Origin of the sequence: Salmonella sp. HY31 (assembly GCF_042604575.1) — a bacterium.
Taxonomy (GTDB): Bacteria; Pseudomonadota; Gammaproteobacteria; order Enterobacterales; family Enterobacteriaceae; genus Salmonella; species Salmonella diarizonae.
Genome location: NZ_CP170479.1, coordinates 4,139,047 through 4,160,064, shown reverse-complemented (window position 1 = coordinate 4,160,064; position 21,018 = coordinate 4,139,047). Strand labels below are relative to the sequence as shown.

Below are 21,018 nucleotides of genomic sequence, written 5' to 3'. Positions count from 1 at the left end.
CATTATGCCGTGGAGTGTTCTATGAGTTGCTTTAAAATAAAGTGTTTTTATTTTTATTTTTTCATTTCCAACGAGGTGCTTTCTGCAGTAAGTAATTACCAGAACTTTTTATGGGCTCCAGCCTCTCCATCTTCTGTATCTAATGCAATCGCAGTAACTATGGATGATAGTGCTGTATCACAAGCATTAATCACATTTCCACAGATAAACTCCTGGAAAGTGTTAGCCACATCCTGTAGCGGACATTGGGATGGATTGCAAAGAGGAAACTATAGATATTGGCTGCAATATAAGACTGGGTGGCAGAAGGCCTCTGGAGGTTTAGTATATAGATTTAGTGATATCAGCAACTGGGATATGGCTCTCTCAACACCAGTGCCAGGTGTTAATACTATGGTGAGTACAAACCATTACGATGAGCAAGGAATGTCTGGTTGTTGGCAGTTAGGAAAGATTGTGGGCTTTACTCCATCACTAACTATTCCGGTATTTCGAGTGAATATCGAACTTCAAAGGAGTTCTGCTTTTCCTGGTAAATATACTGTTCGTGTACCATATTGGTGGGGGTATGAGGAAAATAAAGCATCTGGATACGATGAGGCTATAGCATGGCGTAGGTTTGGTATAATTATGCAGAATGAAGCACCATCTTACATTGATATCCCTGTTGTTGTTACGTCAAAATGTAATTTCAATACATCGCCAATAAATTTATCTCATGGTTCATTGTCTGGGCGAGCTGCTGATGGCAATCAGACAACACCTTACAATCTCAATGTTACCTGTGCGTCAGGAACTTCATTGTCGGTGAAACTTATTGGTTCGCAAAAAGTATCAGGTAAAACAGATAACTATACACTGTGCGGAAGCGGTGGAATGTGTGAGCTGACATTTGATAATGGTAAATATAATGAAACCATGACAATCTATAACAGCAAGACGCTATCCATTAAATCCACTTATCGCCTGAATGATATTACTAAACCGGTGGCAGAATCTTTTGAAGGAAGTGGTGTGTTGCAGGTGCTGGTAAATTAAAACGTTATTGTCCGTATTGTTTTTATTTTTACACCGCATCGGATCTGAGTTAATGGGGGCGGAGTGAGTATATACACTGGGCTTCCGGAGTAGGCATGAATATGCGTTCACAACCTGACTGTTATGAAAAAATCATCCGTTTTATGGAAGGGCGAAATGCATCCGTATCACCGCTGAAAACACGTGAAATTGCGGATGGTTGCGAAATGTCTGTTTACCTTGCGCTTTATTATCTCCGGGAACTGCACCGACAGCATATAGTGGAGCCTGACCGCAGTGGTAAGGGAAGCACCATCTACTGGCATCTTGTGAATTAACTATCTGAATCTGATAACTGAATTATGGAATCTGCAGAATGCGTAAAAGCAGACTGATATCTCTTTTTTTGTGTCTGGTATTGTCAGGCACAGTATATGCAGAGGAAAACGCAACCTATTCGGTACTGGATAAGCCGGTGGCGAGTGCTGTTCAGGATAATGAAACGGTGGTTGAGTTTTTTTCTTTTTATTGCCCACCCTGTTATGCCTTTTCTCAGGATTACGGCATTGATAAAGCCATCCGCGAAAGCCTTCCTCCGGGGAAAAAACTGGTCAAGTATCATGCCGGTTTTCTGGGAGAGCTGGGAGAGGAGCTGACCCGGGCATGGTCAGTGGCAATGGTGCTGGGTGTGGAAGATAAGGTGGAGCCGCTGTTATTTGATGCCGTGCAGAAAACGCGGAGACTGAAATCAGCAGAGGATATTCCGGGGATTTTTATCCGTGCGGGTGTTTATCCGGGAGAATATATGCAGGCGCTTGCCAGTAAGGAAGTGGCTGAGATGACAGAGAAGCAGAAACGTCTGTTCAGGGAGTATGGTGTGACCAGCACCCCGTCCGTGTATGTCAACGGCAGATACCGTATTGAGAACAGTGCATTTCAGGCAGACAGTGTGGAGGCTTTCCGTAAAAGCTACGTTGCTGCGGTGAACGCACTGACTGACCGGACAGATAAATAAGTTGCTGTAATCATGGAGGCCGTATGGGTTGCCGGATGCAGCAGTTATGAAACAACCGGCGTAATACATCTGTTAAGTGGGTGTGGTATCAGTGCGGAGCTTTTCAGACCGGGAGAGCAACTCCGGACCAGAGACACGCTGATACTCTGTTTCAGCAGTGCACCTTTTCTGGGGTGGTGGCGGTATCTGAAGATAACACAATGGGTGATGCATCGTTATGATATCCAGTTGATTGTTCTGTGTCCTGATGAGGTACACCGGGCTGGTATTGTATGTGGCAGAAATACCGTGGTAGTGAACGGAGAACGCAGTTGTATTCATTTGTCCCGGTCATTACAGCAGGCAGTACAGCGTCGTCTGCCGGAGGCGATACTGGCTCCTTATCGGGAATGTGTCAGGTTGTTTTTTCTGGAAAGAGCTGTTCAGACCCTGCGGATTCATCCCGCCGGGGAGTCTGACTGCCCGGCCGCACGAAGAGCATACTACCGGCGTTATCGGATTGTTCAGCGCCTGGGATTTATTTCACTGCTGAAGCTGAAAGTATTCATGGCCGGCTTTGTCGGATAACCGACCCTCATTCATACCTGAAGAAGGAATTGTTTCCTGGCGTGGAGGACCGGATGGAGAGGGGGATTATGTGTTGTCGGTGCAGAAGAGGACAGTTTGGGATATATGACTGCCGTGAGCGTCCTGTCGGAGGAAGGCTGTTACTTGCGTTTCTGGCTGGTTTTATTTTCGGAGTATCTGTTGTTATTTATGCGCTGAGCTATATAAGTGCACCGTAAAATACGGGGCGTATTACTTCAGAGAAGCAGGAATGAGGTCTGGTATTTCGGTAATGCTGTCATTTATAAATTTTGTCGTAATGACAGGACTCTGGTTTATTGTATGGTTTGGTACTGACTGGTTGCATCATTATTACTGAACATATTGCAGACTGAATATTTCACGCCAGAGTATATGCTTGGAACCATAATAAAAATCAGAACGGGTGAAGATGTTCTGTCCGCAGCCATTCATCGCATTGAATGGCTGTTTGATACATTCTCTTCGGTTTGCCTGTCTTTTTCCGGAGGAAAGGATTCTACTGTACTCTTTCACCTTGTGGCCGGTGTGGCACGCAGGAAAAAACGTCGTTTCTCTGTACTGTTCATTGACTGGGAAGCCCAGTATCAGTGCACCATTGAACATATTCAGAAAATACGGGAAATGTACCGGGATGTGACGGATACCTTTTACTGGGTGGCTCTTCCCCTGACCACGGTTAACGGTGTCTCGCAGTTTCAGCCGGAGTGGATATGCTGGGAGTCTGGTGTGACCTGGGTTCGCCAGCCACCGGAAGAGGCCATTACAGACATAACGTATTTTCCCTTTTACCGGTATGCCATGACGTTTGAAGAATTTGTTCCGGCATTTTCTTCCTGGTTTGCCGGTAACCGGTGTGGAGTGGCAATACTGACTGGTGTCCGTGCTGATGAATCGCTCAATCGCTTTATGGGACTGGTATCTCAGCGCAAACTGAGATATGCAGATGATAAACCCTGGACCACAGCGTCGCCTGAAGGGTTTTATTACACCATGTATCCGTTATATGACTGGAAAGCCCGCGATATCTGGATATATAACGCCAGAACCTGTGCCATCTACAATCCTCTGTATGACCTGATGTACCGTGCCGGCGTGCCGTTACGCAACATGCGTGTCTGTGAACCTTTTGGTCCTGAACAGCGTAAGGGACTGTGGCTTTACCATGTTCTGGAGCCGGAAACCTGGGCCAGGATGTGTGAACGGGTGTCAGGGGCTGCCAGCGGGGCACTTTATGCTAATGAAAGTGGTGCTTATTTTGCCCTGCGTAAGCGTATTTCAAAACCAGCCCATCATACCTGGCGCAGCTATGCGATGTTCCTGCTGGATGTGATGCCGGAAAGAACGGCAGAACATTACCGTAACAAAATAGCTGTCTATCTGCGCTGGTATCAGACACGGGGCTTCCCGGATGACATTCCTGATGAACAGGAGAATGACCTGGGGTGTCGGGATATTCCGTCCTGGCGACGTATCTGTAAGACACTCATAAAGAATGATTTCTGGTGCCGGACCCTCTCCTTCAGCCCGAACAAACCCCGGCACTATGAACGTTATCTGCAGCGTATGAAAGAAAGGAGGAAGGAATGGGGGATTCTGTGACACCGGACGTGCTGGGCAACATGATTCGTCAGTACTTCAGCCAGACGCAATCTGAAGAAGAGACCATACAGGCTCTGAATCACCTGCGCAGGGTGCTTCATGAGGTCAGCCCTTTTGCGCAGGAGCCTGTGGACTGTGTGCTGTGGGTGAAAGCGGATAAAGTGGTGGCCAACGATTACAATCCCAATGTCATGGCGCCGGGTGAGAAGAAACTGCTGAAGCAGTCACTGGAGAAAGATGGTTTCACACAACCGGTGGTGGTGTCTGAGGAAAAGAACCATTACCTGGTGGTGGATGGTTTTCATCGCCAGGTGCTGGGCAGGGAGGCAGGCACAGGTAAACGCCTGAAGGGCTGGCTGCCGGTGGCTTGTATTAATCCTGAGAGAAAGGGACAGGCTGAACGCATTGCCGCGACCATACGACATAACCGGGCCAGAGGAAAACATCAGATAACCTCAATGTCTGATATTGTCAGGGATCTTTCGCGTCTGGGCTGGACAGATGAGCGTATTGGCACAGAGTTGGGCATGGATCAGGATGAAGTGCTGAGATTGAAACAGATAAGTGGGCTGACGGAGCTGTTTCTGGAAGAGGATTTCAGTCCGGCATGGACGGTTAGTTAATTGTTAATATATCCGTACTAATATGTTCGTTGTCCTGTCCGGGGAATGTGGGTTGTGATATCCGTGCTCGATAGAGTTAACAGACGAGTATATATTAAAAATTTCACAAGAAATTAATACTCATGATAGTAAGGGACTGGGAGTAATAATTGTTCTTAATTTAACAGGTGAAAGATGAGAAAATTTATTGATTTTAATGATAAGAGAGAATCAACTAATACTGATGTGTGTCAGTGTAATAGTGGTGGGGTTAATATTCAGAATACGCATATTTCAAATAATAATATAGTCAATAAGAATTACACCGGTGCCAGTGAGAATAGTGATGGTGTTGTATATATATTGATGGTTGGGGGCGTTTTGTCTGCACTGGCGTGGATTTTTTTTAGTTATTATGATGAGATTTATCTTATGATAAGTGTTGGAGTGATAACCAGTTCAGTTTTGTCTGTTATTGCTTTAAGTATCTTGTTCGTCAGAAATGAAATTGATATGGGGGATTTTTCAAGAGTTGCCTGGATTATATTTTTAGGTGTTGGGGTGTTTGGTCTGAATACATACCTGAGTATCCAGATTCCTCAGGATATTATTAATATTTCAAAGGCGAGCGATTCTTTTATTGAGTTCTTCAAGGCAGTTCACAGAGGCTCTTATGATAATTATATGAATTATGTGGGTTCTGGCTTGCTTATCTGTGCTTTAGTTATTGGTTTGTGTTTGTCTGGTTTCAGAGAGTTAGCGTATGTGCTGGCCAGTGAATATCGAACCGGACTGTGGTTTGGTTTATATAAATTGACCAACTGTTTCAGAATGAAATTGGCTGGTTTTGGAGGGGTTATTATTATTGTTATGGCAATTGTTATTGTTCTGATAAGCGGAGTCGATTTTTCTTCCATTTGGTGATTTATGACTGGAAATTTACATCGCATGGCATCATAAGCATTCCTTCATCCCGGTAATCTCAGACCATAACTGGATGTTTCTGGCGAAATAATCCTGTGAATATTATTTATAGCAGTTTTGTCATTGTGTGATTATCCTGGTTTATCAGAATCTATTTGGGTAAAGAGAGTTAATGATTAAGTGGGGCAGAGATCGTTTTTCATGGTGGGCATATGAATTTAGCTCTGTTTTTTGTTGTTAAATAATGGATAAGAGATATGTTTTCAGTATGGACTGAGTTGATAGCTCTCGTTTTAATCTTTGCTTTTATGCTTCTTCCATTTCTTCCGGCATTGCTGGAATTATATTCTCCCCGGGATCCTGAGGCGCTTTGTCTTGATGAAAATGAACGGTTGTCTCCTCCTGATACAGAATCCGAAGAAGAAAAAAATGAGGGCGAAGGTAGTGGGATGTTTTTACAGGCAGATGATGAATGCGTTGTTTTTCCTGGCGCTTTGTTTAAACATCTCACCGCCTCATGTATTCGTATTGCAGGATATAGTGGTAGTTATCCTTCGCTCTCAGAAAAGTATTCTATGGAGCAGTATGCTCCGGAAGAAGCTCAATGGTATCCGGAACAACGTTACTGGTACAGTAAAAAAGATATTATTATTCCTCCAGGGGTATGTGTTGACGGAGATATGGTTTCTGAAGGAAATATTATACTGGGTGAATCGTCCGTTATTTCTGGAGCAGTAAAAGCCGGGTGTGATATTGAATTACGTGCTCAGGCAAGAGTGAAAGGGTGCTGTACGGCAAATAATATCAGATTATTTTATGCAGCAGGAATATCCGGTTGTGTTGTTGCCAGTCAGCGTATTCATATGATGGAACTGTCATGGGCCGGTGACCAGGAGTCACCTGTCAGCGTGGTGGCAAATGAAGTGTTATTGCTGCCAGGCGTTCGGATATATGGCGGGATTAATGCACATAAACATGTGAAAGTTTCTGACGCAGATGAGGAGTATATTTTGTGAGGAAAAATAAAATATTGCTGGTTTGTGGAACCAGACCAGAAATTATTAAGATGGCTCCGGTTTTTCAGGTATTACAGAACAGTGAATATTTTTTACCTGTTGTGATACATACGGGGCAGCATACTGATATGGCATCACCGCTATATCAGTTTTTTCGGATGATGCCCAGGCACTCACTGAGTTTACACAGACGTTCAGGTGATCTTGCTCATTTAACGGAAATATTGCTGGCGGAACTTGCTCCGGTTTTATCCTGTGAGCAGCCTGCGGCATTGCTCGTTCATGGTGATACGACGAGCGCAATGACCGCTGCACTTGCCGCATATTATGCGCGTGTGCCGATCGGGCATGTCGAGGCCGGACTCAGGACATACAATAAATATTCTCCTTTTCCTGAGGAAATGAACCGGAGTCTTATCGGGCGTCTGGCTGACTGGCATTATGCACCCACACCATGCGCCCGGAAGGCCTTGCTGAATGAAGGTGTTGATAGCTCCCGCATTGTGGTGACGGGAAATACAGTGGTGGATGCGGCCTTGCAGACGGCGGAATTAATAACGGTATCAGAAAATTTACCTTCGGTTGTGAGACAACATCGTCTTGATAAACGTCTGGTTGGTCGACGGCTGATACTGGTCACTGCACACAGGAGAGAAAACTGGGGGAGCGGATTGCAGCGTATTGCACAGGCGGTTGATCAACTCTTGTCTCAGTATGATGATGTTTTTGTTATCTGGCCCCTGCATGCAAATCCTGATGTATCCTGTTGCATTAAAGAAGCGTTATCTCACTATTCAGGAAATAACAGTTCTTTAATTTTGTGCCCACCTCTGGATTACCCTTCTCTTATATGGTTACAGAATCATGCATGGGTCGTACTGACTGATTCCGGAGGCATTCAGGAGGAATCTGCTGCGCTGGGAACTCCGGTATTAATATTGCGGGATGCAACGGAACGGCCTGAACTTGTTAACGCCGGGGGAGGTGTTCTGGTTGGAACGGACACTTCTGTAATATATGAAACGGTGAGTAATTTGTACAAAAATGCTGATATATGGCGTGGAATGAAAAATATAAAAAACCCATTTGGGAGCGGGGAGGCTGCAAAAAATATTGTCAGTCATCTGACGGGGGTATTTTATGACAATATTCAGAGTGGCAGAGGGTAAAATGAATAAATATAAATTCAGCATGCTGACATTATTACTGGTCGGTGTAAATCTGTCGGTTCAGGCTGCAGAGTCAGGGCGTTTCGAAAGTAGTATAGCCGGTGCTCATGTGACAGGACCATATGAAGGTGGTAAATCATTCAAATCATCTTTATTACTTAATCTTGAGGGAAAAAATAAGCTTGGTTTCAGCTATCTGGCTCTTGATGCCTGGGGAGAGTCAACCAATTATTTTAATGTACGCTATGTGTCTTATCTGACACCAGATATCTGGATTGACAGTAACTTCAGTGCGTCAGATAAAAATTCCATTACAGCAAAGGCCCGTGGGAATGCCATGATAAACAGGGGATTTCCGGATAAGGGACTGATACTTGCTGGCGGATTTGATCGCTATACCATGCGTAGTGGAGGAGGTGCCAGTGCTGTTCGTTCCATGGTTGTAAAGTATCTGAAGAATTATCCCGTTGCACTACAACTTAATACATCATTTGTGCGCAGTGATATGAATAACCGGACAGGGGGAAATGTCGGTGTCAGTGTTCAGTATGGATTTGAACGCCGTTGGACTGTTGCTGCTGGAGGAAATTACGGAAGAGTTCATTACGAGTTAGTGAAACAACCGGGAACGGTGGCTGATTACCGGAGCACATCATATTTTACATCTGGTCGTTACTGGCTTGGAAATGACTGGGGGGTAAGTGCCCGTTATTCTGGAGTTTCGAATCGCCATTATACACGTAATGAAGCAGAGCTCGGAATATTTGTTGATTTTTAACGTTATGTTGATAACTGATATTTTTCCATGGTTGATGATAATTATTCCTCTTTGAGAGGACTGCGTCATTATGACGCACGTAACCTTCCGGTTGTACTCAGTGGCATTATTTTAATGGCTGGATTATGTGCCTGGCTCCAGTGGCAGGATATCTGGATATTCTATAGCTGGCATCTGATATTTAGTGGGCTTGGAGAATGGACCGGAAGTGTTCTGGGTGTGGTGATATCCAGGGATAATGCCCTGAATGTCTCTGTTAGCTCTCCTTTACTGTCAGTTACTCCTGCGGAAAGCATGTTACGGATTTTTACAGGTGCCCTGATATTATCTGGATTATCTTTTTTTGTGCCTTCCCGTTACCTTCCTTTCAGATATTTTCTGAGAATATCTGGTGTTCTTCTTTTTTTGTCTCTTGGAGGGTATCAGTTAATGAGAGAACCTGAATATCCTGATATGAATGCATATCTGGCCACAATTTTTCATGCCGGATACTGGTTCGTTGTTCTTGGTCCATTATTTTTTGCAATCATGGCATTTACCCTCCCTGGGAATCTGGTATTGCGTCTGGGGTGGGTGTTACTGGCAGAACTTTATCTTATATTGATCGTACCTGTGATTGCTTTGTGGCACTGGTTAATTCTGTTATGGGCAGGGCCACTGATACTTCCTGTAACTGGAAGCCTGGGAACTGTCTTTTTGCTCTCCTGCTATCTGATAGCATTTTACGGAATGGCCGCTTCTGTGGAGGTTTTGTGAAAGAGACTCACCGATTTGATACACTGGATGGAATGCGGGGAATTTGTGCATTACTGATTGCCTGTTCACATTTTCCGGCCCCTTTTCTTGGCGATCAATGGGTATTGTTCCGTCATGCTTTTGTATTCACGAATCTTTTTTTTGGCCTAAGTGGGTTTATTTTATTATCAGTATATCGTGAACGACTGACAACGTTTCGTCATTATTTACTTTTTAGTGGGAAAAGAATAAAACGATTATTGCCAGTGCATCTGGTAACAACGCTTCTTATTATGATTGTGCCAGTTGTTTCATGGTGGCTGCAGTGCCTGACGACCCGATTTATTCTGGGAGAGACGCCGGGAGGTATGCCAGCACTACCATGGGATGGTTATGCTTTTCTTGTTCATCTTTTCTTGCTGCAGGGGGGAGGACTGTTACCAAACCTGGTCTATAATTTCCCGGCATGGTCGCTGGGGGCTATCCTTTACTGTTCGTTACTGATGGGGGGGATTCTTGTTTTTGCCAGAAGACTCAGGATTATATTATTTACACTGATTTGTTCTGTATCTGTATATATATTGATTAAATATGCACCTCATTATATGACCAGCAGTCAGGATTATGGCATTTTCAGGGCACTGTCCTGTTTCTTCCTTGGTGCGCTTGCAGCAGAGATTCGTTGCCATTACTGTGTTCTTTCGTCGAAGGTTTTGCGCTGGTTACCTTTGTTACAGACATTAATGCTGATGGTCGTACTGGCTTTTATGACAGTTGTGAAGGCTGATACCAGGCAGACATTTTTGTTATTACCAATGTTGACGTTATTTTTATTTGTCTTCAGTTATGATGGGGGCGATTACACCAGGGCGCTGAAATTACCTGTATTCAGATGGTTGTCTGAGCGTGCTTACTCTGTTTTTATGAATCAGGCTTTATTGTTATTCCTGGGGGCTGAAGTTCAACGGTGCAGTGAACTTCTGGGTCTGTCGCCGTTTAATACCCGGGTGAGCGGAACGTTAGTATTGGTGTTGTATTTATTTTTGTTACTATTGATTTCTGACTGGACATGGCGGCATATCGAATGTCGTTTTAATAAAAAACATTCTGCAGTGATGGCGTCTACAGTGAGAGAATAATATATGCTGAGTTATTTAATGTTTTTTCGGTTTTTTGTTTTTTTATCCCTTTTGTTTTTTTTGTCCGGAAACGTAGCTTTCGCAGAGGATAATCTTATTTCTTCAGTTAAGAATGAGTCTGGCTCAAGTTCGCTGGATCTGAGAAAATATCAGACCAGAGATGGGTTGTTAATTACATTCAAAAATGGTGATGTAGCTGATCCTTATTTTGGTTTATATTCTCTGGAGCTGGCACGACGAGCGGGAATGGATATCCGGAAGACATCTCTCGAATTTATTCGATGGGGGATTCTGAATCAGCGAAGCGATGGTCGCTTTGGGCGTTATTGTAAGCTGGAGGGGAGCTGGAAATACTGTGGGAGAGCTGATTCTGATGATGCAACACTGGCCAGGTGGTTACAGTTGCTTGTAAATATGAGTGATAATAAGCCTCTGCCATCTGTCTGGCAATCAAGTTTTGATCGTGCACTGAAGGCATTAATGTCATTACGCATGGATAATGGTATCTACAGCGTTTTTCCTCATGACACGCGCGGATATGCTGGTTATGCATTGTTTAAAGATAATGTTGAAGTTCTTAATGCTCTGGAGAATCTGGCTAATTACTTTCGGCAGACTGGTGATGAAATACAGGCCCGGCGTTTTGAACAGGATGTCAGCGATCTGCGGAAAGCAATGGAAAAGGCGTTCGGACAGGATATCTTTGCCTTAAAAAAACTGGCTCTGAATGCAAATTATGACAAACCGCGTTTTTATCCTCATGCAGTGGCTGTTCCTTTTGCATGGATGGAGGGATATGGTCCTCGCCCAACCCGTGCAGATGCCATCCGCTGGCTTGACAAATATGAAAATGACTGGAAAGAAATGGCCAGAACTAATTATCCATGGGGATTAATGGCGCTGGCTCTTATGGATGCCGGAATGAATGAACGTGCTGTTCGTTGGTTTGAAGACAATCAACACTGGCGTCAAAAAGGAGAACACTGGAATATTCTGGAAGAAACCAGTGCCCAGATTATCCATTACCGTCTTATGACGCAAAATGGAGGGAAAGAGAATGGTTGAAGTAACAGGAGGATTCCTGCTTGTTATCTCTCTGATAATGTTTTTATATAGTATCCGTCATTTTATATTTGGTATGAACCGGCTTTTTAGTCGGCAAAAAACAGGCTTTGAAGGCATACAGGATGCACCATGGCCGACGCTCACTGTTTTTATTGCAGCTCATAATGAAGAAGCCGTTGTCGGTCATTGTATTGAATCTCTGTTGAAAACGAATTATCCACATGACAGGTTATGTATTATCCCGGTAAATGATCGCTCAACCGATGGAACACGCATTGTCTGTGATGACTGGGCTGCGCGTTATCCCCATCTTATAAAACCTTTCCATCGTCGTGATGGGCGGGCAGGAAAGCCAGCCGCTCTTATGGATGCTGTCCGACAGGCTCCTGAAAGCGAAGTTTATGTTATTTTTGATGCGGATTATTTGCCCGCACCGGGATTACTGAAACAAATAGTTGCGCCGTTATTTGACCCTCAGATTGGCGTGACCATGGGCAGAGTTGTGCCTCAAAATACGGGGAGAAACCTTCTGACCCGTTTGCTGGATATGGAACGTTCGGCGGGATATCAGGGTGATCAGCAGGCAAGACAAAATACAGGTTTACTGCCCCAGTTTGGTGGAACTGTAGGAGCAATTAAAGTTCATGCTCTGGAAGCTGTGGGCGGGTTTCGTGAGGATGTGCTGGCTGAAGATACTGATCTGACTTTCAGAATGTTGGAGAAGGGATGGAGGGTGCAGTATGTGAATACTGCTGAGTGCTATGAGGAGGTACCGGAAACCTGGGAAGTGCGTGTCCGACAGCTTCAGCGGTGGGCAAAGGGACATAACCAGGTTATGGTTCGCTATTTATTTAGTAGTTTATATAACAGTCATCTGAATATTATGCAAAAAATGGATGCTTTAATGTTGCTTGGATGTTATGCAATTGCTCCGCTAACGCTTGTCGGGTGGGGGATTGTTCTTTTTACATGGTATATCCAGCCAGCATGGATTTTGCAGTTATCAATAACAGCTATGACGCTGGTTATGTTTGGTGGGTTTGGCAATCTGGCGGCATTTTTTCAGATGGCTGTGGCCGTGCGGCTTGACGGGCATGGGCGACGTTTGAGGCTTCTGCCTCTGAGTCTTGCGGGATATCTGGTGAGTGCCGTGACAATAAGCCGGGGAGCCGTTAACCTGATTCTGGATAAACTTCTGGAAAGAGAGGTTCGCTGGGATAAGACAGTCCGATTCAGACATTATAATAAAGAAAGAGAATAGTTTTGCTGACAGAGTGTGTGAAACACATAAAAATCTTCGTTGTGGTTATTATCATTCAACCAGGAAATGAAGTTTTTGTCAGCGTTAAAATTAAATAATAGTGGAGCCAGTACAGACTGGTTCCATGGTATATGAAGTCTGAATACCTTTGCTTTTGTGTATTCTTTTAATATGCGGGAGAAGGTATATATGCATCATGATGCTGTTAATAAATATGCCTGCTGTAATGTGTCTTTTATTTTTGTAGAAATGTCAGGAGAGCGGCAGAGTGATAACGGACTTGGGTGAGGCATGTTCAGCAATACTATATGAGGATATTCTTTTTCAAAAAATATTCTGGTTTTTGATGCGACTGAGCCAGCTAGGAGTATCACTCTTACGTTTTTCAGTAAAGGCATCAGAGATTTTATTATATTAAGACCTTTGTTTATATTTTCTCTGGTCGGAATAATCTTTGTGTTGGTCGGCATCAGCCATGGAATAGTATTCCAGATAATGATGTTTTGTCTTTTTATTTTAGCCTGTTTAAGAAAGCGGTTGAGATTCTGCTGCGATGGGCCAGGGTTATCTTGTGACACAAAACGAGGAGAAAGTTCACTTTTTGCAGGAGATTGTAATAATATTAGTATTCGGGCGTTAATTCCACCATCAGCGGGATCAAACCATGGCATGTCTGTACCATTTTTTTTATAACTCTGTACTCATCTGGTCAGAGGTGCGATGTGGGGAAGGTATAAAGATTCATATCGTTGTCTGGTTATTTCTTTGTTTTTTAGTGTGAAGTTGATATCTCTTTTCATATATCTGTCTGTATGTTAATTTTTTCAGTATATATGGTAATGTAAATGGTGTGTCTTTAAAGTGAAACGTGAAGAGATGTGTGCTGTTAAGTTATTACTTCATATTATACCCTGGTGGCAATTATACCACCAGGCAATTATTGTCGGTCGCCGGAATTACAAAACTTGTATTTCCAGAATGCCGCTTCCTTCAAACGATTCGGCGACAGGAGATGATGGATTTTTAAGGTGGTACGTGGATGTTATGGATAAGGCAAGATTGTTTCCAGTTACTGTCATTGTTTCATTATACTTGTTTCCGTTGAATGTCAGTTCGCACAGCCCCCCATTTCCGCATTGTGTAAAATTAGCTGTTTTACCTGATACAGGATGTGCCCCTTTTAGTTTTACGGAAACTGATGTTCCTGTGTCACATTTTATATTCAGATTATAAGGTTTTGTCTGATGCCCGTTTGCTTGTCTTCCGGACATTGTTCCGTGAGTTAAGTTGAGCGGTGCCACAGAGAAATCACATTTACTGGTGATGGTTACGGGGATGGATATCGTGCCTGGAATGCCATGATTCAGAGTCAATCTGGCTGCCTGTGCGGCCACATCTTTACCTTCTCTGCCGTCGTGTTTATTTTCTTCATATGATCAGTACCAGGGGATAGTTATATTGTACTTACCCGGATACATGCTTCCTCTGCGAAAGTAGATTTTCATTTTTGCTGATTTAGCTGCAGCTTCATAATCATCCCATTGAAATAAAGTACCAGTGGGAATACATTTTGCAAAATTTGTATCTGTCCATTTATGGTTTTTCTGGGATATACGGGTGATATAACCCGGAACATGGCTGCCGTTAGTTGGTGGTATTCAGCGGGGATCATCAAATTGTATATTATATTCCACACCTTCAGTTGTTTTTTTCCATCCCTCTGGTACGACAATCCAGGCAGTGACCTGGCCAGATGCCCCATATGGGCCCTTCTTTTCCCCAGCACTCGCTCAGTACCAGTCTGTTCTGATCTCCAACAGGATTGATGGTAACGGTAGAATAAGATGATTCACTGTAATCATCCACAACTACGGGGGAGCCTTCAGCATGTTTTAATGGATTTACCGGTACCCACAGAAAATTATACATATATGTAGCTGACAGAACTGGTTCTGAAACCAGTAATAAAATTGCGGTTAAAATATTCTTGTGCATTTCACTTATGCCTCAGGAATCATAATGTTTATCAGAAATAAAAAACAACCGCAAAATTAATATGTTACAATCTATTTTTTGAATTTAAAGGCTTGATGCACAGAAAGTTCTGATGCTTGTCAGCATAAAGTCATTAGGGATGTATTCAGAATCGCTATTTATGAAATAATTGTTCGGAACAAAAAGCGGTAGGATGTGGAAATGTTTCAGTGAGATATATTTAACATGTCGTGCATACGACGGAACAGCGATTTACACTTGGCGCCGCACAGGTGGCTTCATCTGACGCCCTTCAGAGTATTATCAGTGAATGGGGTGAACTGGAAACCTACGATGGATGGACAAAACTGAAAAACGACTGGTTGTATTCCTGTACAACAGTTGTCAGTGGGAACGGCGTGAAAAGCACCATTGCGTATTACTTCCCCGGCGGTAAGAAAGGCCAGTTTTCCGGTATCCGTGGTTATTACGCCTGCCGCTAATCAGTCCGCTCTGGTACTCGCCGGACAGAATAATTTCCTGATATCGGTAAAGAGTTAATGATGGTGTGCACGTTCTGCAGTGATACAGAGTGTGCGCACCATTTTTTCTTTACAGGGGCCTGTATGTCACTGATACCCACCGATGAACAGTCTGCTATTATCCACTGGCAGGGGCAGAAACTGGTTGTGAACGCCTTTGCTGGTACAGGAAAGACCAGTACCCTGGTTCAGTATGCACTGGCAAACCCCGACAGCAGAATACTGTATCTGGCTTATAACCGCGCTGTACGCGATGAGGCTGAGCGTAAATTTCCGTTTAATGTGGAGTGCAAAACCTCCCACCAACTGGCCTGGTCGCGCTTCGGCAGACATTACCGGAATCGTCTGATTGCCAGTCTGCGCATCACGGATGTGGCCAGAAAGCTGAACACCCGTCACTGGCTGCTGGTTCGTCTTGCACTCAGCAGCCTGAATCAGTTTCTGTGTAGTGCTGACAAGGAACCGGGGCTGCAGCATTTACCGGATGAGGACGCACGGGCCGGTACGGATGTCTCAGCCATTCTGCAGGCGGTACAGGTACTCTGGCATGAGATGAGTTGCCCTGATGGCTCATTCCCTGTCACGCATGATACCTACCTGAAGCTGTTCCAGTTGTCATTCCCGGACCTGTCCCGGCGCTGGGATACCATTCTGTTTGATGAGGCACAGGACGCCAATCCGGTGACGTCTGCGCTGGTACTCAGTCAGTCCTGCCGGGTAATCCTGGTGGGTGACCGTTACCAGCAGATTTACCGCTTTCGTGGTGCCGATGATGCGCTTTCTCATCCTGTTCTGAACGATGCAGACCGTCTGTGGCTGACGCAGAGTTTTCGTTTTGGTCCGTCAGTGGCCCGGATGGCGAATCTGCTTTTGCAGCGTGCCGGTGAGACACGACAGGTGACCGGCAGTGGCGGGGAAGATGAAGTACTGATGAGCCGTACCGGAGCGGATAAACCGGAAGGGCCCCGGACGGTACTGAGCCGGACGGTGGCAGGAGTGATATGCACGGCGCTGATGGCCAGTCTGAGTGGCAGGAAGGTGTACTGGGTGGGCGGTATTGAAGGCTACCGGACTGAGGCACTGGAGGACCTGTACTGGTTTTCTGCTGATATGCCGGAAAAGATGCAGTCTGATGCACTGCGGCGGGATTACCGCGATTTTGATGAATACTGCCGGATAGCCAAATCCACCCGGGATGTGGAGATGAATCAGGCCATTCGCCTGCTGGATATCTGTTTCCCGTTGCCGGTGAAACTGAAGCTTCTGCGGGAGCACACCGTCACGAGTGAGAAGGATGCGGATATTACCGTGTCAACGGCCCACCGCAGTAAGGGGCTGGAATGGCCGGTGGTGATACTGGATGAGGATTTTGCGGATATCACCGACCCGCTGATGCCGGAAGATGAACGGAGGGACGAAACTAACCTGTTTTACGTTGCGGTCACCCGGGCCCGTAAAACCCTGGTACTGAACAGTCTGATGCGTCAGCTGGTAAGTGAACAAAGCCAGAAGGCTGCTGATACATCCCCGTCAGAAGAAGATACGGTATGCGGGCAGGAGGGGGAAAATGTTTAATCGCCTGAAAAAACTGCTTCCCGGTAACAGCAATGCCAGCAGTGCTGAGACAACCGCCCCGGAAACCGCACGCCAGCCGGAACATCTGCCGGAAGGTTTTTATATGCCCGGGACTGCAGAGGAGCTGACGTCCACACCACGCAGGAAACAGTGTCTGAAGCAGTTATGGGAAAACAGCAGTATGCCATCTGACGTGTATCAGCAGTTCTGTCTTACTCCGGTACAAAAACTCCTGATGGCGGCGCAGAACGTTCCCGCAGCCGGAGACTCCCGGTGGGCAGATGCCAACGGTTTTGGCGACCTGACGCTGCAGTTCACCACCTATGCCGTTCGTCTGGCCAGAGGATATATGTTTCCGCCCGGTGCCACACCGGAAGAGCAGGCTGCGCAGTCCGGTGTATGGAATGTCGTGGTGTTCTGGTCGGCACTGTTTTATCACCTGCCACTTCTTGCACACCTGGAGGGGGAACTGGTCAGCGGAAAGTTATGGCAGCCGGGGATGTCATCACCGGATGAGGCATTTCGTTTCCGCTACCGACAGCCACGTCTGCAGGGCTCAGAGGCACAGCAACTGGCAGCGGTGATGGCCGGGCAGTTGTTGCCGGAGGGGGCGACAGCATGGCTGGCCACTGTGCCGGGGGCATTACAGAATCTGGCGGGAGCGGTCTGGCATCAGCATCCGGAGATGGCATTGATTCGCTCAGTCCTGAAAATAGCGGCAGAAGAGGTGGAGAGTCCGCTCCTCGCATTACAGGTGACGGAAGCCGTAACAGCACCTTTGCTCCCGGAAAACACTGTGCAGTCTGAAGACAATGTGCCATCTGACAGCCAGCCAGAAACATCAACTGAGGCCATTGCGCCGGAAATGTTGGTGACCGTCCCGGAGGTGGGTGAATTTACGCTGCAGCCCTCTGTTTCAGGAACCGATGAAACAGAAGCAGTCGTCCCGGATACGTTGCAGTCTGCAACAGGCGCAGAGGAAAAGCCACCGGAGGAGCAGAGTGTCCATGATGATACCGATATGCTGCTGAGCCTGTTTTCAGCAGTCAGTGATGACACAGATCTCCCTGAGGTTGATGTGGCAGAACCTGTTGAAAATAAAGAGACAGTTTCTGATGAATCAGGTTGTGCAAACAGTGAACAGGCTGGCGCGGAAAGTGATCCTGCGCAAGACACGGGGATTTTTGGCTCTGTTTTATGTATCAGTGAGCAGGCTCAGGAGATAAAAAAATCACCAGAGCACTCACAGGACCGGAACAGTACGGAAAATGTCAGGGCTCCGGGCAATGGTGGTGAATTTATTGAATGGCTCAGACATGGACTGGATTCGGGAGAGATCCCGGTGAATCAGCCTGATGCCAGAGTTCATCTGATTGCCGGATATGCTTTTCTGCGTGTACCGGATGTGTTTTACCTGTATCTGAAACAGACGGGGAGTAACCACGATCGCCGTTATATTCAGTCCGTATTTGAGCGTGCGGGGCTTCACCGGGTTCGTTCCGGAGAGCGTTTTGTTCAGGCCAGACTGTATGATTCGGCAGAACGAACAGGGCGCTATCAACCTGTCAGCGGTTACCTGGTGAAAAGCCGCAGTCTGTTCAGCGGGAATGAGAGCCCCGGAGACAGTCCGTTTATCACATTTCCGTGACGGCATGCTGCGGGGAAGGAATGATTTGTTATGGAGCTTTTATGGGATCAAAGAAGGCCGGGAAACTGACCTGGGATGAATTGCTTGATGAGTATTTTTTCTCGAGAAACCTGCGTCCGGATACGGAATGGAGTTACCGCAAGGTTGTCCGGGGATTTGTTGATTTTATGGGCGAGGGGGTATTTCCGGCGGATGTAACCCAGCGTGATATTCAGCACTGGCGACGTCAGGTTCTGAAAACGCAGTCACTTTCAACATACACGTGGAATAACAAGGTGGCGCATCTCCGGGCGATTTTTGGGTTCGGGATCAAAAAAGGGCTGTTGCCCCAGACAGAAAACCCGTTATGTGAGGCATCAGTGGCAAAGGAGGCGAAAAAGAAGAAGACGCTGAACAAAGATCAGATGATCCAGGTTTATCTGGTTGTTCAGAAGTTTGCTGAATATGAAACACAGCAGAGGGTACCCTGCGATCGGAGACGTAATGCTCTGTATCCGGCAAGATACTGGCTGACGGTTCTGGATGTGTTGCGTTATACCGGGATGCGCTTTAATCAGCTGCAGCATATCAGGCTGAAGGATGTTCGTCCCGGAGAAGGGGTGATTGAACTGCAACTGGAGGGGAGTAAAACACACCGGGAGTGGTGTGTGCCGATCGTGGCACCACTGAAAGCGCCCCTGGAACTCCTCCTGTCACGGGCCCGACGTATGGGTGCCGGTTCTGATGATTTTTTGTTTGATGTCTGCCGGTTTACAGACTGCATTGAACCTGATGATTATGAGTATTGCCCGGCGCGGGCCCATCAGGCGGTTAAGGGATTTTTCAGACGTCTGTCACGGGAGTGTGGTTTTCTGGTTTCTGCCCACCGTTTCAGGCACACACTGGCGACGATTCTGATGGAGTCACCGGAGCGAAACATGCATCTGGTTAAATCCATGCTGGGGCATCAGAGTATTGCGACGACTATGGAGTATGTGGATGTCAGTGCTGCATCCGCAGCCGGAACGCTGGAAACGGCACTGGGTCTGTATACCGATACACGAACGGTCAGTGAGGTTTGTAAAGAGGGAGAGAACAGGGAAGAAGAGACGGAAAATTAACACAGCTTGACAGGGATATTTCAGGTTGTAAGAATATGCAGCAACGAGAACAGGGCGTCTGCTGGAACAGACACCCTGTTTGAGGATACGATTCTGAATTCAACCAGTGTACCAGTGCTACGCTGATGGAGATTCCGTAATGACCGAATCCTGTATTAAACGCCCGTTAAGGATCTCATCCCTTAACCAACGTGCTTTGATGCGGTGGTGCCCGGACTCGGAATCGAACCAAGGACACGGGGATTTTCAATCCCCTGCTCTACCGACTGAGCTATCCGGGCAACGGGGCGCATTAAACCGTAATCGCCTCGCTTCGTCAACGAAATTTCTTCAAATCAACGCAGACTGCACAATCTATCACCACTTTGTTGTTATTGCACGCCGCGTCAGGCAAAAAATGCCGCCCATGCGGCGGAAATCGGCATTGCCAGCAACAGAGCCGGGAGCATATTCACCACCGGAAACATTTTGATCCCGCATACACGCAAGCCGGTTGCCACCAGCAGCAGTCCGCCCACTGCGCTAAAGTCGCCCATCATTGCCGGCGTGGTCAGCGGAAGAATGAGGGTGGCGCAGGCGGCAAGCGTTAACTGGATAATCAACATCGGTGCGCAAATCGCCGAAACGGCGATGCCAAGCGAACAGGCGAAAATCATGGCGGTGAAAAAATCCAGAAAAGATTTAGCGATCAAAATGTTCGGGTCGCCGGTCATCCCTTCATGCATTGCGCCGAAAATACCGGTGCCGCTGGCGCAAAACAGTACAATGATAGCGACATAACTTTGAATAAATGACTCATGTGTCGGTTTCTTACCCGATGCCATAAATAATTGTTGGATTTTCGCGACTGCGCCATTAATGCCTTTTTCCAGCAAACAAAACTCGCCGATAAGCGCGCCGACCAGTGTCGCCAGCACCATCACCGGAAGATTAGCGCACTTCATCACCAGCAGAATACCAATTCCCAGAGAACACAGGCCAAAAATAGACGTCATTGAGACGCGGATCCGTTCTGGCAGACGCTGACTTAACAGCGCGCCAAAAACGCCGCCGAATAAAATTGCGCCAGCGTTAATAAAAGGTCCAATTACCACACTAACTCCTGTTATTTATTTTTTAAATTGCCCTATTATCGCGCGATTAAGCTGTTGATAGCTTGATTATCTGTGACGTGTGGAGCGCTGATTTTACCTTGCGCCGTCTGGTGAAAGGTGCCATGATTGCGCGAAATTTCTCCTGCCAGCATGGGGCTCGCCGGGATGAACATAGCG

22 protein-coding genes and 1 tRNA gene are annotated in these 21,018 nt (G+C 46.2%); 18 read left to right on the top strand and 5 right to left on the bottom strand.

Features of this window, described 5'->3' with window-relative positions; all coding sequences use genetic code 11:
• Window positions 1–21: 21 nt before the first annotated feature.
• The 14 genes from ACE15A_RS19835 to ACE15A_RS19770 all read left to right on the top strand — a co-directional run bounded on the left by ACE15A_RS19835 (window position 22) and on the right by ACE15A_RS19770 (window position 12,908).
• The gene (locus ACE15A_RS19835; RefSeq protein ID WP_129382352.1) at window positions 22–1,038 is read left to right on the top strand and encodes a PixG protein; all 1,017 of its coding nucleotides are present in this window, start codon (window positions 22–24) and stop codon (window positions 1,036–1,038) included.
• A 95-nt stretch (window positions 1,039–1,133) separates the two neighbouring features.
• Window positions 1,134–1,355 (top strand): FaeA/PapI family transcriptional regulator, encoded by a 222-nt coding sequence (locus ACE15A_RS19830; protein WP_226998533.1) that lies wholly within the window; start codon window positions 1,134–1,136, stop codon window positions 1,353–1,355.
• A gap of 38 nt (window positions 1,356–1,393) precedes the next feature.
• On the top strand, window positions 1,394–2,032 hold the full coding sequence (locus ACE15A_RS19825) for a DsbA family protein (RefSeq protein ID WP_042094146.1): 639 nt from the start codon (window positions 1,394–1,396) through the stop codon (window positions 2,030–2,032).
• Window positions 2,033–2,239: 207 nt separating this feature from the next.
• On the top strand, window positions 2,240–2,599 hold the full coding sequence (locus ACE15A_RS19820; RefSeq protein ID WP_226998545.1) for a hypothetical protein: 360 nt from the start codon (window positions 2,240–2,242) through the stop codon (window positions 2,597–2,599).
• Window positions 2,600–2,992: 393 nt separating this feature from the next.
• Window positions 2,993–4,219: a phosphoadenosine phosphosulfate reductase gene (locus ACE15A_RS19815; RefSeq protein ID WP_053507728.1), complete on the top strand. Its 1,227-nt coding sequence runs from the start codon at window positions 2,993–2,995 to the stop codon at window positions 4,217–4,219.
• Complete coding sequence (locus ACE15A_RS19810; RefSeq protein WP_064055793.1) at window positions 4,204–4,842, top strand: ParB/RepB/Spo0J family partition protein; 639 nt, start codon at window positions 4,204–4,206, stop codon at window positions 4,840–4,842. The genes ACE15A_RS19815 and ACE15A_RS19810 overlap by 16 nt, the downstream gene beginning before the upstream one ends.
• Window positions 4,843–5,016: 174 nt before the next feature.
• Window positions 5,017–5,745, top strand: coding sequence for a hypothetical protein (locus ACE15A_RS19805; RefSeq protein WP_042094093.1), 729 nt, complete (start codon window positions 5,017–5,019; stop codon window positions 5,743–5,745).
• Between the two features lie 257 nt (window positions 5,746–6,002).
• Window positions 6,003–6,761 carry a hypothetical protein gene (locus ACE15A_RS19800; RefSeq protein WP_080170516.1) on the top strand — a complete coding sequence of 253 codons (759 nt, stop codon included), beginning with the start codon at window positions 6,003–6,005 and terminating at the stop codon, window positions 6,759–6,761.
• The gene (wecB, locus tag ACE15A_RS19795; RefSeq protein WP_052414398.1) at window positions 6,758–7,930 is read left to right on the top strand and encodes a non-hydrolyzing UDP-N-acetylglucosamine 2-epimerase; all 1,173 of its coding nucleotides are present in this window, start codon (window positions 6,758–6,760) and stop codon (window positions 7,928–7,930) included. The genes ACE15A_RS19800 and wecB overlap by 4 nt, the downstream gene beginning before the upstream one ends.
• Before the next feature lies 1 nt (window position 7,931).
• Entirely contained in the window at window positions 7,932–8,708 is a 777-nt protein-coding gene (locus tag ACE15A_RS19790; protein ID WP_053507731.1) for a YaiO family outer membrane beta-barrel protein, read from the top strand.
• Between the two features lie 27 nt (window positions 8,709–8,735).
• On the top strand, window positions 8,736–9,464 hold the full coding sequence (locus ACE15A_RS19785; protein WP_128972545.1) for a hypothetical protein: 729 nt from the start codon (window positions 8,736–8,738) through the stop codon (window positions 9,462–9,464).
• Complete coding sequence (locus ACE15A_RS19780) at window positions 9,461–10,582, top strand: acyltransferase (RefSeq protein ID WP_001305675.1); 1,122 nt, start codon at window positions 9,461–9,463, stop codon at window positions 10,580–10,582. The genes ACE15A_RS19785 and ACE15A_RS19780 overlap by 4 nt, the downstream gene beginning before the upstream one ends.
• Before the next feature lie 3 nt (window positions 10,583–10,585).
• Window positions 10,586–11,647, top strand: coding sequence for a hypothetical protein (locus ACE15A_RS19775; protein ID WP_129382353.1), 1,062 nt, complete (start codon window positions 10,586–10,588; stop codon window positions 11,645–11,647).
• A complete protein-coding gene (locus ACE15A_RS19770) occupies window positions 11,640–12,908 on the top strand; it encodes a glycosyltransferase family 2 protein (protein ID WP_053507734.1) in 1,269 nt (422 codons plus the stop codon). Before ACE15A_RS19775 ends, ACE15A_RS19770 begins: the two co-directional genes overlap by 8 nt.
• 194 nt (window positions 12,909–13,102) lie before the next feature.
• Here ACE15A_RS19770 and ACE15A_RS19765 read toward each other — a convergent pair whose 3' ends face one another.
• From ACE15A_RS19765 to ACE15A_RS19755, 3 genes are all read right to left on the bottom strand, one after another.
• Window positions 13,103–13,579 carry a uracil-DNA glycosylase gene (locus tag ACE15A_RS19765; RefSeq protein WP_053507735.1) on the bottom strand — a complete coding sequence of 159 codons (477 nt, stop codon included), beginning with the start codon at window positions 13,577–13,579 and terminating at the stop codon, window positions 13,103–13,105.
• Window positions 13,580–13,864: 285 nt separating this feature from the next.
• A complete protein-coding gene (locus tag ACE15A_RS19760) occupies window positions 13,865–14,302 on the bottom strand; it encodes a hypothetical protein (RefSeq protein ID WP_129382354.1) in 438 nt (145 codons plus the stop codon).
• 304 nt (window positions 14,303–14,606) lie between these two features.
• Complete coding sequence (locus ACE15A_RS19755; RefSeq protein WP_129382355.1) at window positions 14,607–14,903, bottom strand: hypothetical protein; 297 nt, start codon at window positions 14,901–14,903, stop codon at window positions 14,607–14,609.
• 272 nt (window positions 14,904–15,175) lie between these two features.
• On the opposite strand from ACE15A_RS19755, the gene ACE15A_RS19750 reads away from it, so the two are divergent.
• The 4 genes from ACE15A_RS19750 (at window position 15,176) to ACE15A_RS19735 (ending at window position 19,747) form a co-directional block, all read left to right on the top strand.
• Window positions 15,176–15,385, top strand: a complete 210-nt coding sequence (locus ACE15A_RS19750; RefSeq protein ID WP_226998535.1) for a hypothetical protein — start codon at window positions 15,176–15,178, stop codon at window positions 15,383–15,385.
• Between the two features lie 123 nt (window positions 15,386–15,508).
• Window positions 15,509–16,999 (top strand): UvrD-helicase domain-containing protein, encoded by a 1,491-nt coding sequence (locus ACE15A_RS19745; RefSeq protein WP_053507738.1) that lies wholly within the window; start codon window positions 15,509–15,511, stop codon window positions 16,997–16,999.
• Entirely contained in the window at window positions 16,992–18,647 is a 1,656-nt protein-coding gene (locus ACE15A_RS19740) for a conjugal transfer nickase/helicase domain-containing protein (RefSeq protein ID WP_129382356.1), read from the top strand. The genes ACE15A_RS19745 and ACE15A_RS19740 overlap by 8 nt, the downstream gene beginning before the upstream one ends.
• A gap of 41 nt (window positions 18,648–18,688) precedes the next feature.
• On the top strand, window positions 18,689–19,747 hold the full coding sequence (locus ACE15A_RS19735; RefSeq protein WP_064055798.1) for a site-specific integrase: 1,059 nt from the start codon (window positions 18,689–18,691) through the stop codon (window positions 19,745–19,747).
• 205 nt (window positions 19,748–19,952) lie between these two features.
• Here ACE15A_RS19735 and ACE15A_RS19730 read toward each other — a convergent pair.
• Together ACE15A_RS19730 and ACE15A_RS19725 are read right to left on the bottom strand one after the other, a co-directional pair.
• Window positions 19,953–20,028 (bottom strand) — tRNA-Phe (locus ACE15A_RS19730).
• A 105-nt stretch (window positions 20,029–20,133) separates the two neighbouring features.
• On the bottom strand, window positions 20,134–20,841 hold the full coding sequence (locus ACE15A_RS19725) for a DUF554 domain-containing protein (protein WP_023247095.1): 708 nt from the start codon (window positions 20,839–20,841) through the stop codon (window positions 20,134–20,136).
• Between the last annotated feature and the right edge of the window lie 177 nt (window positions 20,842–21,018).